The organism is Nocardia exalbida NBRC 100660 (assembly GCF_000308575.1).
GTDB lineage: Bacteria > Actinomycetota > Actinomycetes > Mycobacteriales > Mycobacteriaceae > Nocardia > Nocardia exalbida.
In genome coordinates this window covers 39,553-53,614 of sequence record NZ_BAFZ01000008.1, presented here as the reverse complement: position 1 = coordinate 53,614, position 14,062 = coordinate 39,553, and the positions used below count along the sequence as shown (strand labels likewise).

Below are 14,062 nucleotides of genomic sequence, written 5' to 3'. Positions count from 1 at the left end.
GGACACACGCTAAAGTGTCTGTCAGGAAGAGTATTAATTCGAACGGGGCCGCCACCAAACCCCAGGCCGCCCCGCTGTGACGCGAGGGGGTCAGCCATGGGCCGTGGCCGGGCTAAGGCAAAGCAGACCAAGGTTGCGCGCGAGCTGAAGTACAGCTCGACGCCGACCGACTTCGCGAGCCTTCAGCGCGAGCTTTCGGGAAGCCCCACCTCCCAGCGGAGTGGTGGTGTGCTGTCCGATGAGCACGACGCGGACGACTCTTTGTCCCGCTGGGACGAGGACGACTACGACGACTGGCGCCGCTGACTCGGATTTACGTCTGAAGGGGGAGGCCGACGGGCCTCCCCCTTCGAGCGTTGTCGCGGGTTGACGTCACAGGCGCCGAAAAGGCTTGCAACACAACAGAGTCCCGCATCGCACGAGGATGCGGGACTCTGACGTGTCTTCGCCGCGGTCAGAACCGCGGATGCTCCCCCACCAGGACGGCGCGCACGGCGTCGGCGTCCTTGGCCTTCTTGACCGTGCCCAGCGTCCAGCACTCGATGTGCCGCGCGGTCAGCACCGCCAGCGCCCGGTCCACGTCCTCCGGGGCGACGACGGCGACCATGCCGACGCCCATGTTGAACGTCTTCTCCATCTCGGCCCGCTCCACCCGGCCGCGCTGGGCGATCATCTTGAACACCGGCGCCGGGTTCCAAGTGCCGCGATCCAGCTCTGCCACCATGCCCGCGGGCAGCACCCGGGCCAGGTTCGCCGTCAGGCCGCCGCCGGTGACGTGGGCGAAGGTGCGCACATCGGTCTCGGCGATCAGCGCCAGGCAGTCCTTGGCGTAGATCCGGGTCGGCTCGAGTAGCTCCTCGCCCAAGGTGCGGCCGAATTCCTCGACATGGCCGGTGAGCGACATGCGGTCGATGTCGAGCAGCACCTTCCGGGCCAGGCTGTAGCCGTTGGAGTGCAGCCCGGAGGAGCCCATGGCGATCACCACGTCACCGGGACGGACCCGGTCGGGACCGAGCACCGCGTCGGCCTCGACCACGCCGATGCCGGTGGCGGACAGGTCGTAGTCGTCCGGGTCCATCAGCCCGGGATGCTCGGCGGTCTCGCCTCCCAGCAGCGCGCAACCGGCGCGCACACAACCCTCCGCGATACCGGAGACCAGTTCGGCGACCTTCTCCGGCACGACCTTGCCGATGGCGATGTAGTCCTGCAGGAACAGCGGCTCCGCGCCGCAGACCACGAGATCGTCCACCACCATGGCGACCAGGTCGAGGCCGACGGTGTCGTGCTTGTCCATCGCCTGGGCGACCGCGATCTTGGTGCCGACGCCGTCGGTGGAGGCCGCCAGCAGCGGTTCCCGGTAGCCGCCCTTCAACGCGAACAGCCCGGCGAAACCACCGAGGCCGCCTTGGACCTCGGGCCGGGTCGCCTTCTTCGCCAATGGCCCGAACAACTCGACTGCGCGGTCACCTGCCTCGATGTCCACGCCTGCCGCGGCGTATGAGGCACCACCACTGGGGGTCTGTTCAGTCATCTTCGGGGAAAGCTCCAAACCGAATCGGCGGATAGATGCCTGCTCACGCTACCGGAGCCGGATAACGACCCCGCACCGGTGTTGGCTCGCCCTCTTGACAATAGGGCAGAACCAACCGTAAAGCGGACGATCAGGCCGTCTCGTTCCCGTCGAGCCGCCCGGCCTGCTCCCGGCGGCGGCGTTGCCGCACCGGGTCGGGCACCGGCACCGCGGCGACGAGGCGCCGGGTGTACTCCTCCCGCGGCGCGCGCAGGATGCGATCGCGATCTCCCTCCTCGACCACGGCACCGTCGCGCAACACCACGATCCGGTCGGCGAGCTGGTCGACCACCGCCAGGTCATGGCTGATGAACAGGCACGCCCAGCCGCATTCGCGCTGTAGGCGGCCGAACAGCTCCAGCACCGCCGCCTGCACCGAGACGTCCAGCGCGCTGGTCGGCTCGTCGGCCACCAGCAGGTCCGGGTCGAGCACCAAGGCGCGGGCCAGGCTCGCGCGCTGACGCTGCCCGCCGGACAACTCGTGCGGGTACCGACCTTCGACACCCGCCGGCAAACGCACGTCGTCGAGCAGTCCGCGCACCCTGGCCCGGATCTGCGCGGAGCTTCCGGCCTTGTGCACCAGCAACGGCTCCGCGACACACTCCCCCACGGTGAGCCGGGGGTTCAGCGAACTCGCCGGGTCCTGGAAGACGAATCCGAAGCGCCGCCGGATCGGCCGCAGCTTGCGCTGCGACAGCCCCGCGATGTCCTGCCCGCGCACCCGCACCGTCCCGGAGGTCGGCCGTTGCAGCGCCGCCACGCAGCGGCCGATGGTCGACTTGCCCGATCCGGATTCACCGACCAGGCCAAGCGTCTCGCCGGGCGCGATGCGCAGGCTCACCCCGTCCACGGCGCGGAACCGCGGCCTGCCGAACGAGCCGGGGAATTCGACCACCAGGTCGCGGATCTCGAGCACCGGATCGGTCGCGGTTCCGGTGCGGTCGGACGGCCCGTGTTCGATCTGTTCGGCGCCCAGGTGTGGCACCGCGGCCAGCAGGGCGCGGGTGTACTCGGCCGTGGGCCGGGCGAACAGCTCGTCCACCGGTGCCTGCTCGACCACCGCGCCGTCGCGCATCACCACAACGCGGTCGGCGATGTCGGCGACCACGCCCATGTTGTGGGTGATCAGCACGATCGCGCTGCCGATCCGGTCGCGCAGGTCCCGCAGCAGGGCGAGGATCTCGGCCTGCACCGTGACGTCCAGCGCCGTGGTCGGCTCGTCGGCGATGATCACCTTCGGCTCGCAGGCGATGGCGATGGCGATCATCACCCGTTGTTTCTGTCCGCCGGAGAGCTGGTGCGGGTAGTAGTCCACCCGGTGCTCCGGGTCGGGCAGCCCCACCAGGCGCAGCAGCTCCACCGCGCGTGCCTTCGCCGCCTTCTTGGTCATCTCGGTGTGTGCCCGTAGCGCCTCGCCGATCTGGAAACCGACGGTGAACAACGGGTCCAGCGCCAGTCCGGGTTCCTGGAACACCATCGAGATCGCACCGCCGCGCAATGCGGTGAGCTGCTTCTCGCTCATCGCGGTGACCTGCTCGGCGCCCAGGGTGACCAGGCCGGACACGGTGGCGGTCGCGGGCAGCAACCCCATCGCGGTGCGCGAGCTCACCGACTTGCCCGAACCGGATTCCCCGACGACGGCCAGCACTTCGCCCGGATAGACCTGGTAGGAGACGTCGGTGACCGCGTGCACGGGCCCCGCGTCGGTGGCGAAGGTGACCGACAGCGATTCGACGGACAGGGCGGGGCGGCCCGGTTCGGCCGCGGAAGACTCAGGCATCGGTCACGTCCTTCCCTCCGCCCGGCGTGACGCCGGGCGCGCTCGCCACCGCCGCCGCGCGACGAGTGCGCAGGATGGGGTTGAGCACTTCGTTGAGGCTCTCGCCCACCGAGGTCATGCCGAGCACCACGAGCACGATGGCGACGCCGGGGAAGACGCCGGTCCACCAGATGCCGTTGGAGACGTCCGACAGCGCTTTGTTCAGGTCGAAGCCCCACTCCGCCGCCTGGGTCGGTTCGATGCCGAAACCGAGGAAGCCGAGCCCGGCCAGGGTGAGGATGGCCTCCGATCCGTTGAGCGTGACGATCACCGGCAGCGATTGGGTGACGTTGGCGAGGATGTGCCGGAACAGGATTCGCGTGGTCGACGCACCGGTCACCCGGGCCGCGTCGACGTACGGCTCCTGTTTCACGGCCACGGTCGCGTTGCGCACCACGCGGAAGTACTGCGGCACGAAGACCGCCGTGATGGCCACCGCCGCGGACAGCACACCGCCCAGGCTGGTCGAGCGGCCGCCCGCGACCACGATGGACACCACGATCGCCAGCAGCAGCGTCGGAAACGCGTACATCGCGTCCATGAACAGCACCAGCAGCCGGTCCGGCCACCGCCCGGCATAGCCGGACAGCAGCCCCAGCGGCACCCCGATCAGCAGCGAGAGCACCAGCGAGATCGTGATCACCCACAGTGCGGTGCGCGCACCGTAGATCACCCGGGAGAACACGTCCTCGCCGCGCACCGAGGTGCCGAACCAGTGTTCGGCCGATGGCGCCTGCTGGCGGGTGAACTCGACACCGTCGGCGGCGCTCTGGGCGAACCCGTACGGCGCGATCAGCGGAGCGAGAACGGCGGCCACGACGAAAACGCCGACCAACGCGAGCCCGAGGATCAGCGTCGCGCGCTGCAACCCCGCGGTCATCGCGAACAACCGCAGGCCGGGTACGCCCCTTCGCGGCGCGGACGGCATGACCGGAGGTTCGTTCAGTAGTTCCGGAGCGGTCATCAGAACCTCACCCTCGGATCGATCAGCGCGACCAGGACGTCCACCACGAAGCTCAGCACCGCCACGATCAGCGCGATGAACGCGACGATGCCCTGCACGGCGATGAAGTCGCGCGCCGACAGGTACTGCGCGAACTGGTAGCCGAGGCCCTTCCACTCGAACGTGGTCTCGGTGAGCACCGACGCGCCGAGCATCATGGCGATCTGCATGCCCATCACCGTGACGATCGGGATCATCGCGTTGCGGAAGGCATGCCGCCCGGTCACCACGCGGCGGGACAGACCGCGCGCCCGTGCGGCGTCCACGTAGTCGGCGCGCAGGGTCTGGATCAGGTTGATCCGCACCAGCCGCAGGAAGATGCCCGCGGTGAGCAGGCCCAGCGCGACGGCGGGCAGCACGGCGTGTCTCAGCACGTCGAGCAGGTAGCCGGAGTCGCCGTAGAGGATCGCGTCGATCAGCATGATGTTGGTCTTCGGCGAGACGTGCTGCAACCGCAGTTCCACGTTGGTGCTCGCCCGTCCCGCTACCGGCAGCCAGCCCAGCCGCACCGCGAACACCAGCTTGAGCAGCAGGCCGACGAAGAACACCGGCGCGGCGTAGAACAGGATGGCCAGCAGGCGCAGCATGGTGTCGGCAGCCGAATCCCGGTGGGTGGCGGCGTATCTGCCCAGCGGGACGCCGATCGCGAACGCGACGATCAGCGCCCAGCACACCAGCTCCAGCGAGGCCGCGCCGTACGTTAGCACCACCTCGCTGATCTCCCGATTGTCCTGGGAGCGGCCGAGATCCCCGCGCAGCAGCCCGGAGAGGTAGTCCCGGTACTGGGCCAGGATCGGCCGGTTGAGCCCGGCCGCCTCCTTGCGCGCCGCTATCTGCTCCTGGGTCATGCGTCCGCCCATGGCCGCGCTGATCGGATCGCCGACCACGCGCATCAGGAAGAACACGACCGTGACCAGGATCCACGCGGTGACCGGGATCAGCAGCAGGCGGACGCCGAGGTAGCGCGACAACATGCGGTGCCGGGAATCGTCGCCGCCCCTGCCTGTTCGACGCAGGCCCCAGGGCCGAGCCCGGACCGCTGCCGGCGCGCTGTCCGCCGATATCGCCGCCTCGGGCCCGGCCGTCTCGCCGGAACTCACTTGCTCAGCACCGTATAGCGGAACTTGAACGACGCGTCGAGCGTCTGCTCCACGCCGTGCACGCCTGCGGCCGAGACCGCGATCTGCTTGCCGGACAGCAGCGGGACGATCGGCAGGAAGTTCTGCGCGAGGTCGCGCTGCACCTGCTGGATCTGCGCGAGCCGCTTGTCCTTGTCGGGCTGGGTGGCCTGCGCGATCAGCTGCGCGGAGATGCCCGGGTCCTCGAAGTGCGATTGCAGGAAGTTGTTCGGGCCGAAGAACGGAGAGAGGTAGTTGTCCGGGTCCGGGAAGTCCGGGAACCAGCCGAACTGGTAGAGCGGGTAGCCGTCGCGGGCGCGTTCGCGCTGGTAGGTCACCCATTCGGTGGATTGCAGGTTGACCGAGAACAACCCGGTGGCCTCCAGCTGCGACTTGATCGCCGCGTACTCCTCGGAGCTGCTGGAGCCGTAGTGGTCCGGGTTGTATTGGAGATTCAGCTCCACCGGAATCGGCACCCCGGCGTCGGCCAGGAATCGCGCCGCCTGACCCTTGTTCGGCCGGGCGCCGTAGATGTCCTCGAATGGCTCCGCCGCTCCCGGCACGCCCTGCGGCACGGACGAATACGCGGGCAGGTACGTCTTCTTGTAGACGCCGTCGGCCAGCGCGGCCCGGTCGACGGTGGACGCGACGGCCTTGCGCACGGCCAGTTTCTGCGCGGGCGTACCGCCCGGCATGGTGTTCAGGTTGAACACCAGGTAGCGCAATTCACCACCCGGGCCCTCGTGCACGGTGACCTTGCTGTCGTTGCGCAGCGACTCGATGTCGGTGGGCGTCAGCGACCGATATCCGACGTCGAGCGAACCGTTCTGGAGGTCGAGTTTCATGTTGTCGGTGGTGGCGTAGTACTTCGTCGACACCGTCTTGGTTCTCGGTGTGCCGAGGATGCCGTTGTAGTCGGCGAACGCCCGGTACTCGACGAGTTTGTTCTTGTCGTAACCGGCGATGGTGTACGGGCCGGAGTATCCCTTGCCCCGCACCACATCCTCGTCCGGCAGCACCCGGTCCGGGGCGTACACCTTCTCGTCGACGATCGGTCCCGCCTGGGTGGGCAGGATCGCGGGGAAGGTCTGATCGTTGGCCACCTTCAGCGTGAAGGCGACGGTGCGCGCGTCCACCACGTCGGTCTTCTCCAGGTTGCCGAGCAGTGCCGCGGGCCCGTTCGGATCGTTGATCCGCAGCATGCGGTCGAAGGAGAACTTCACGCTGGTGGCGGTCAGCGGGTTGCCATTGGCGAATCTCAGGCCGTCCTTCAGCGTGCAGGTGTACACCGTGGGCGCGGTGAACTCGCACTTCTGCGCGGCATCGGGCTGCGGCGTAGCGTCGCCGGGCGCGAAGTTCAGCAGGTACTGGTAGATCTGGGTCTCGGCGACGAGCGAGCCGTTGTCGTAGGCGGCCGCCGGATCGAGCGAGAAGATCTTGTCGGTGGTGCCCGCCACGAGGCCGCCGCCGTCGTCGTCCTCGCCGGTTCGGCCGGAACCGCAGCCCGCCAGCATCGACGCCGCCAACCCCAGTAAGCCGACGGCCGCGATGGTTCGCGTCCCGATCCGTCGCCCCAACCACGAATTCCTCATCACGGCCCCACTTCTCGAGCGCCGCACCGCGCTCGGCGTGGATCGCGGGCCCGGTGCGGACGCGGGTGAACTTCCGGTCTGATCGGCACCGTACCTACGAAGCATTTTCGGCACGTTACGTTTTCGAAGAAAATCCGCGAGCCCGTCAGCAGGCGTTATGCGCGGCTCCTACGACCGCGGGTTGAACCGGTCGTATGTCCAGGACGGCGGCGTCGGACTGGGCGTCATGTCTCGAGCACGCCACGCGACGCTGCGCGACAGGACATGGCGGTACCGGCGGACGCATCACTCGACGCGGCGAAAGGGATTCCGGCGCACGCCCGGAGCGGGCGACCCACCGGCGCAGGTGATCACAAGGCGATCAGCGGCCGCTCACGGACGGCTCAGCGCGCTCGCATTCGCGTTATCGCTCAGCAGCGCGGCCTCGGACTGGCCGGTGAGCATGCCCTCGAGCACGTTCTTCCCGATGGCCGCCTCGGTGGGCAGCGGAATGGGATACGTGCCGTCGAAGCACGCGCAGCACAGCCGCGAGCGCGGCTGTTCGGTCGCGGCGACCATGCCGTCGAGCGAGATGTAGCCGAGGGTGTCGGCGCCGATCGACCGGCGCACGCCCTCGACCATGTCCGCGACGTCGCCTTCGGTCCCCGCGCCGTTGGCGATCAGTTCCGCCCGCGAGGCGAAGTCGATGCCGTAGAAGCACGGCCATTTCACCGGCGGCGAAGCGATGCGCACGTGGATCTCCACCGCGCCCGCCTCGCGCAGCATCCGGATGAGCGCGCGCTGGGTGTTGCCGCGCACGATCGAGTCGTCCACGACGATCAGGCGCTTGCCCCGGATCACCTCGCGCAGCGGATTGAGCTTGAGCCGGATGCCCAGCTGCCGGATGGTCTGACTGGGCTGGATGAAGGTGCGCCCGACGTAGGCGTTCTTCATCAGACCCTGGCCGTAGGGCACTCCCGACCCCTGCGCGTAGCCGACGGCGGCCGGCGTGCCGGATTCGGGGACCGGGATCACCAGATCGGCGTCCACCGGGTGTTCCTTCGCGAGGCGCCGGCCGATCTCCACCCGGGTGGCGTGCACCGACCGGCCCGCGATGGTGCTGTCCGGCCGGGCCAGGTACACGTACTCGAAGACGCAGCCCTTGGGTTCGGGGTTGGCGAAGCGCATCGAGCGCACGCCTTCGGCGTCGATCGCCAGCAATTCGCCGGGTTCGATCTCGCGGACGAACGCGGCGCCGACGATGTCCAGCGCGGCCGTCTCGCTGGCAACGACCCAGCCACGCTCCAGCCTGCCCAGGCACAGCGGGCGGACGCCGTGCGGGTCGCGCGCGGCGTAGAGGGTGTGCTCGTCCATGAAAGTCAGGCAGAACGCGCCCTTCAAGGTGGGCAGCAGTTCCATCGCGGCCTGCTCGATGCTCGAGTCGGCCGAGGCGTGCGCGAGCAGCGCGGTGACCACGTCGGAGTCGGACGTCGCCGCGGCGGGCTGCGGGCGCCCGCCCCGGACGGAAGCGCCGAGCAGGCCGAGTTCGCGTGCGCGACCGGCCAATTCGGCGGTATTGACCAGATTTCCGTTGTGTCCCAGGGCAAGTCCGGAACCGACGGCGGTGGTGCGGAAGATGGGCTGCGCGTTCTCCCAGGTCACCCCGCCCGTGGTGGAGTAGCGGCAGTGCCCGACGGCGATATGACCCGGCATGGCCGCCAGCGTCTGCTCGTCGAACACCTGGCTGACCAGACCCAGATCCTTGAAGACCAGGATCTGCGAGCCGTCCGACACCGCGATGCCCGCCGCCTCCTGTCCGCGGTGTTGCAGCGCATAGAGCCCGTAATACGTGAGCTTCGCCACTTCTTCACTCGGCGCCCAGACTCCGAAGACTCCGCACTCCTCGCGCGGCTCGTTCTCGTTGACGTCCGGGGCGGGACAGGAGGGGGCGGAAATGCTCTGGACCGGCAGTTCGGCGTTGGTCACCGTTTGCTCCCTGTTCGGGCGGGCTGGGGGCAGATTTCATTCTACGGGTGCTCGGTGGCGCACCGACACCGCCGCCGCATCCGAGCAGCAATCCGGGGTGACCGAAGCACGGCCGGTGCGACGCGGGCAGCTGTTACGGTGCGCACCGTGACGACTACGGACGACGCGAGCACGACGGAGTCGGGTGCGGCCCCCGCGCGCAGGCCATGGCCTCGGATGGTGCTCTTCCCCCTCGCGGTGCTGAGCCTGCTCACCGCACTGCTGGGCATCATGTACCTCGACTACGTCGTCGATCCGGAGAAGAACCTGCACGATTTCCCGATCGCCCTGGTCAACCAGGACGTCGGCGACACCATCGGCAACGGGAGCACCGCGCGGAAGGTGAATTTCGGCGACCAGATCACCCAGGCGCTGTCCGATGGGGTGCCGTCGGACAAGGTAGACCTGCGGGTGATCAGCATCAACGAGTCCGAGCGGCAGATGCAGTCCGGACAGGTCTACGGCGCGATCATCATCCCGAGCGATTTCAGCAAGCGGCTCGGGAATCTGGGTGTGGGCAGTGTCATACCGGGCGACATCCAGCGGCCGACCATCACGTTGCAGACGAATCCGCGCACCGGCGCGTTCGGCACCCAGATCGTGCTCCGGGTCGGCGACGAGGCGCTCACCGAGGTGAACAAGCAGGTCGGCAAGCAGCTGCTCGATCAGGTCACCGCGCAGCTCGCCCCGCCGCCCGGCGGTCCGCCCGCGCCCGAGCTGACCGGGGCGACCAAGGTCGCACTGGCGTCGCCGATCGAGGTGGTCACGCAGCAGTACCACCCGCTGCCGCACGGTAGCGGGCAGGGACTGACCGCGTTCTTCTACGCCCTGTTGCTGCTGCTGGCGGGCGTGGTCGGCGCGATGGTGATCCACACCATGATCGACGCGCAACTCGGCTTCGTGCCCACCGAGTACGGACCCTGGTACGTGCACTACCCGTCCACGCCGATCTCGCGATTCAGGACGCTGCTGATCAAGTGGGGCGTGTTCGTGCTGGCGGCGAGCATCGTCTCGGCGGTGTTCCTGGTCGTGGGCAAGCTGCTGGACATGCCGATCGGCAATCCGCTCGCCCTGTATCTCTACAGCGTGCTGGCCCTCACCGCCGTGGGCGTCACCGGGCTGTCCATGCTGGCGGCGATCGGCTCGGCGGGCCTGCTGGTGAACCTGATCCTGTTCGTCATCCTCGGTTTGCCGTCCTCCGGCGGCACCGTGCCGATCGAGGCGACGCCGCGATACTTCGGCTCGCTCGCTTCCTTCGAGCCCATGCACCAGGTGTTCCTCGGGGTGCGGTCGATCCTGTACTTCGACGCGAATTTCGAGGCGGGACTCACGCGCGGGGTGTGGATGGCCGTCCTGGGGCTGGCGATCGGGTTGGCGTTGGGCGCGGCGGTCACCCGCTTCTACGACCATAAGGGGCTGGAGCGCCGCAACATCGTCCAGGCGTGACACGTACGCGCGGGATTACCGGTCACCGGCGCGGAGGTCTGCCATGCGCCGAGGAGATCCCGGCGGATGGCACCGCCGAGCCGACCTCGTCGGCGGTCACGGCACGGCAGCGAAACACGCCTCGGCGCAAGGGTTGACGAGCACACCCTGACGTTCCATCAGCGCCGCATGCGGCCGGACCTCAGGCGGTGGCCCGGACGATCGGGAGCCAATGAGCGATCTCGGTCGCGCGGGTGCCGGAGGCGGTGACCGCACCGGAGGCGACGGCGTCGCCGAACTCGAGCAGGCCGGTGGCCAACAGCAGCCAGGTGCGCGGGTCGGTCTCGACGACGTTCGGCGGGGTGCCCCTGGTGTGCCGCGGCCCCTCGACGCACTGCACCGCGACGAACGGCGGCACCCGCACCTCCACCGAATGTCCCGGCGCGGAGGCCGCCAGGGAGCGCGCCGTGGTCCGCACCGCCGCCGCGAGTTCGGCGCGCGCTGGCGCGGCGACCGACTCGTCACGCAACCACTCGCTCACCACCGCCACCGCTGCCCTCGTTTGCGCCGGGTCGACCGTCCCTCGTCCTGCCACCTTCGCGACCCTACTTCCCGAATTCATCCACAGTTGTCCCCAAGCCGTACTACGCCGGGCGGGATCCGCGCGAAGAAGTCTCGATGCGGCGGGCCAAGCGCGGCGCGATCGCCCCGCCCGCGTTCATGGCGAGATGCAACAGAGCCGGGGCGACGGTGCCCGCGGTGCGGCGGCGCAGCCGACCGAACACGAGGCCGCCCGCCGTGGTGACGGCCACGGTGGCGGGGACGCTGTCGCCCACGGCCCGCGCGGGAGCGATGTGCCAGAGCCCGAAAGCCGCCGCGCCGAGCAACGCACCCGTGCGCGGGCCGAAGACGTGGTCCAGCAGGGGATCCAGCGTGCCGCGGAAAACCAGTTCCTCGCTGTAGACGGTCCCGAGGGGGATGTGCACGGCCGCCCACTCCGCCGTCGACACGTCCGGCCCACGTTCGGCGAGTTCGGCCAGTCGCCATCGCAGCGATGGAACGGCAAGGGCCGCGACGTAACCGGCCACGACGCCCGAGGCGGCGAGCAGCCCGCAGCGCGCACCACGCCACGACCCACGGCCCGGCTCGGCGCGCGACGCGAGCGCGTACGCGGTGGCGAACCCGGCGTTTGCCGCGGTTCGCCCGCGTATGCCGAGACCGAGGCGGGGCAGGACCACGTTGCTCCAGATCAACGGAAATGCCACGGCCGCAATGATTCTCGCGGGCCGCCTCCGTCTCACTTGGTCGTCCGCTCGTAATCCTCGGCGGCCTCGACTTCGGCCCGGATCCGTTCGGAACGCTCCGCGGTCCAGTCCGGCGGCGCGGCGATGGCCGCCCAGCCGTCCAGCACCAGGCTGCCATAGCGGTGTCCGTGCCCGTCGGTGACGCCCTGAGCGTTGGTGAGGTCGGCGGCCACCTGCCAGAAGGTGACGAACGGCCACCAGCGCATCTGGGAGGAGACGTCCGAGCCGCGCGGCTCGGACAGCCAATCCGGGCGCGAGAAGATCAGGTCCGGCGACCACCAGACGATCGGGTCGGACGCGTGCTGTAGATACGCGATGCGCGGCGGCCGCCACTCCGTCGAGGGCCGCGCCAGGTCGGCGCTGTCGCTGGCGAACCGGACCACCAACCCGTCCGCGTACAGCGGCTGGACCTCCCGGGACCCCGGATCGCGGCGGGCGACGAACTGCTGCCACAGCCGGTTGGAATTGGGCGGCCCGACCCAGAGTGCGCCGTCGACCTTGGCCCGCAGATCGGCCAGACCGTCGAACGCCGCCTCGGAACCCTGCGAACCCAGGCTCTCCCCGTACACCAGCAGCTTGGGGCGAACCTGCGGCGGCCGCGCGGACCAGTGCTGGTACACCGCGTCGAACAAGTCCCTGCCCGCCGCGGCGGCCTTGTTGCGGTCGGCCAGGAACGACAGGACGCTGGGCAGGTACGAGTACTGCGTGGCGACCATCGCGGTGTCACCGTCGTACATGTACTCGATCGCCCCGGCGGCCAGCGAGTTCACCCACCCGGTCCCGGTGGTGGTGACCACGACGAGTGCCTTCCGGTCGAACGCTCCGGTTCGCTCCAATTCCGCCACCGCCAGCTCGGCCGGTTCCTCGTCGCCTTCGCCCGACTCCAAGCCGACGTAGGCCCGGATGGGTTCCTTGGCCGGACGGCCGGTGACCGAGGTGATGCGGCTCGCCGTGGGGCCGTGCGAGACGAACCAGCGCCCTTCGAAGCCGAGGGTCTCCCACTTCGCCAGCGAGGTCGGGCTGCCGGAGCGTTCCGGCTGCTGCGGCTGCACCGCGTTCACCGAGGTGTGGTCGTTCTGCACGCTGAAGGCCGAGTTGGCCACCGCGAAGAACGCCTGGGTGGCCACACCGTTGAAGATCGTCACCGCCAGCACCACCAGCACCAGGAACCCGGCGGCGGGCGCGAGTTCGCGCGGGATCCGCACCCACCGATTGAGCAGGCGGGCCAGGAACAGGATGATCTCCCGCAGCGTCCGATAGGCCGAGACGGCCGCGACGCCGACCGCCAGGCTGAGCAGACCGGTGCGCAGGTAGGCGGGCGTGGTGGTGCCTTCCATGCCCATCAACGCCGTGATCTCACGCTGCCACCGCGCCGACTGGATCAGCATCAGCGCGGCGCTCAACGCGGCGGTGAGCAGTACGGCGGACTTGATCGCGTAACGCGCCCACGTCGGCGGCGGCGAGATCTTCAACCGTGGCCGTACCCACAGCCGGAACAGCCACTCCAGCAAACAGCCGGCGCCGTAGCCGATGGCGGCGTTGATTCCGCTGATCAACCCCTGGAACAGCCAGTCGCGCGGCAGCAGCGAAGGCGTCACCGACAGCGCGAAGAACACCGTGGCCACGACCAGGCCGACGTAGTTGAGATCGATGACGTCCTCGGCGTGCCGGGTCATCGCGACCGCGCGCGTGCGCAGCTTTCGCATGGTCCCGGCGCTCTCCAGCATTCGATCAGTATGGCGGTCGGCGCCGACGGCCCGGCGCGTCACCCACCGCGACGCGGGCGCACCGGGCGCGGCTCACACCGAATGGCAACTACCCATTCCGCTCGAGTAGTTGTACAGGGGTGCTCGTGCCGCGCCGTCCGGAAACTCTTATCCATGAGCACTACGACCACGCGGACGAAAGCCAGCGCCGCATACGTCGCGCAGGCCTCGCTCGCCTTCGGCATCAGCTTCGTCGGCATCGGCATCGGCATCTACGCGCTGCCACTGGATGTCTGGCAGCGCGGATTCCTGGGGATGTCGATGCTCTTCCTGGTCACGAGCACTTTCACGCTGGCGAAGGTGGTCCGCGACCAGCACGAGGCGGCGACCATAAACGGTCGCATCGATCAGGCGCGGATGGAGAAGCTGCTCTCCGAGCACGATCCGTTCAATTCCGTCGCCTGAGTACGCGCACCTGGGCGGGCCCGGTAACGAGGGGTTCAGGCCCGCCCAGGTGGGCG

Annotated in this window: 12 protein-coding genes; 3 read left to right on the top strand and 9 right to left on the bottom strand. The window is 69.1% G+C overall.

Annotated features, from left to right (window positions below):
- The first annotated feature begins 96 nt into the window (after positions 1–96).
- On the top strand, positions 97–306 hold the full coding sequence (locus tag ON29_RS03820; RefSeq protein ID WP_040864734.1) for a DUF3073 domain-containing protein: 210 nt from the start codon (positions 97–99) through the stop codon (positions 304–306).
- A gap of 148 nt (positions 307–454) precedes the next feature.
- On the opposite strand, the gene purM is transcribed toward ON29_RS03820, so the two are convergent.
- The 6 genes from purM to purF form a co-directional block, all read right to left on the bottom strand.
- Complete coding sequence (purM, locus tag ON29_RS03815; RefSeq protein ID WP_040864733.1) at positions 455–1,531, bottom strand: phosphoribosylformylglycinamidine cyclo-ligase; 1,077 nt, start codon at positions 1,529–1,531, stop codon at positions 455–457.
- A 130-nt stretch (positions 1,532–1,661) separates the two neighbouring features.
- Positions 1,662–3,350 carry an ABC transporter ATP-binding protein gene (locus ON29_RS03810; protein ID WP_040864732.1) on the bottom strand — a complete coding sequence of 563 codons (1,689 nt, stop codon included), beginning with the start codon at positions 3,348–3,350 and terminating at the stop codon, positions 1,662–1,664.
- Positions 3,343–4,317 carry an ABC transporter permease gene (locus ON29_RS03805; protein ID WP_085994826.1) on the bottom strand — a complete coding sequence of 325 codons (975 nt, stop codon included), beginning with the start codon at positions 4,315–4,317 and terminating at the stop codon, positions 3,343–3,345. The genes ON29_RS03810 and ON29_RS03805 overlap by 8 nt, the downstream gene beginning before the upstream one ends.
- Before the next feature lie 35 nt (positions 4,318–4,352).
- Positions 4,353–5,366, bottom strand: a complete 1,014-nt coding sequence (locus tag ON29_RS03800; protein WP_040864731.1) for an ABC transporter permease — start codon at positions 5,364–5,366, stop codon at positions 4,353–4,355.
- A gap of 122 nt (positions 5,367–5,488) precedes the next feature.
- On the bottom strand, positions 5,489–7,024 hold the full coding sequence (locus ON29_RS03795) for an ABC transporter substrate-binding protein (RefSeq protein WP_051174842.1): 1,536 nt from the start codon (positions 7,022–7,024) through the stop codon (positions 5,489–5,491).
- Between the two features lie 450 nt (positions 7,025–7,474).
- On the bottom strand, positions 7,475–9,067 hold the full coding sequence (gene purF / locus ON29_RS03790; protein ID WP_040864730.1) for an amidophosphoribosyltransferase: 1,593 nt from the start codon (positions 9,065–9,067) through the stop codon (positions 7,475–7,477).
- A gap of 216 nt (positions 9,068–9,283) precedes the next feature.
- Here purF and ON29_RS03785 point away from each other — a divergent pair, with 216 nt between their 5' ends.
- Complete coding sequence (locus tag ON29_RS03785) at positions 9,284–10,552, top strand: YhgE/Pip domain-containing protein (protein ID WP_040864729.1); 1,269 nt, start codon at positions 9,284–9,286, stop codon at positions 10,550–10,552.
- Positions 10,553–10,733: 181 nt separating this feature from the next.
- Here ON29_RS03785 and ON29_RS03780 read toward each other — a convergent pair whose 3' ends face one another.
- The 3 genes from ON29_RS03780 to ON29_RS03770 are packed head-to-tail and all read right to left on the bottom strand — an operon-like array spanning position 10,734 to position 13,562.
- Complete coding sequence (locus ON29_RS03780; RefSeq protein ID WP_174371780.1) at positions 10,734–11,153, bottom strand: sterol carrier family protein; 420 nt, start codon at positions 11,151–11,153, stop codon at positions 10,734–10,736.
- 22 nt (positions 11,154–11,175) lie between these two features.
- Entirely contained in the window at positions 11,176–11,796 is a 621-nt protein-coding gene (locus ON29_RS03775) for a CPBP family intramembrane glutamic endopeptidase (RefSeq protein WP_245548815.1), read from the bottom strand.
- 32 nt (positions 11,797–11,828) lie between these two features.
- Positions 11,829–13,562 carry an alpha/beta hydrolase gene (locus tag ON29_RS03770; RefSeq protein ID WP_040864727.1) on the bottom strand — a complete coding sequence of 578 codons (1,734 nt, stop codon included), beginning with the start codon at positions 13,560–13,562 and terminating at the stop codon, positions 11,829–11,831.
- Between the two features lie 153 nt (positions 13,563–13,715).
- On the opposite strand from ON29_RS03770, the gene ON29_RS03765 reads away from it, so the two are divergent.
- Entirely contained in the window at positions 13,716–14,006 is a 291-nt protein-coding gene (locus tag ON29_RS03765; protein ID WP_040864726.1) for a YiaA/YiaB family inner membrane protein, read from the top strand.
- Positions 14,007–14,062: the final 56 nt, after the last annotated feature.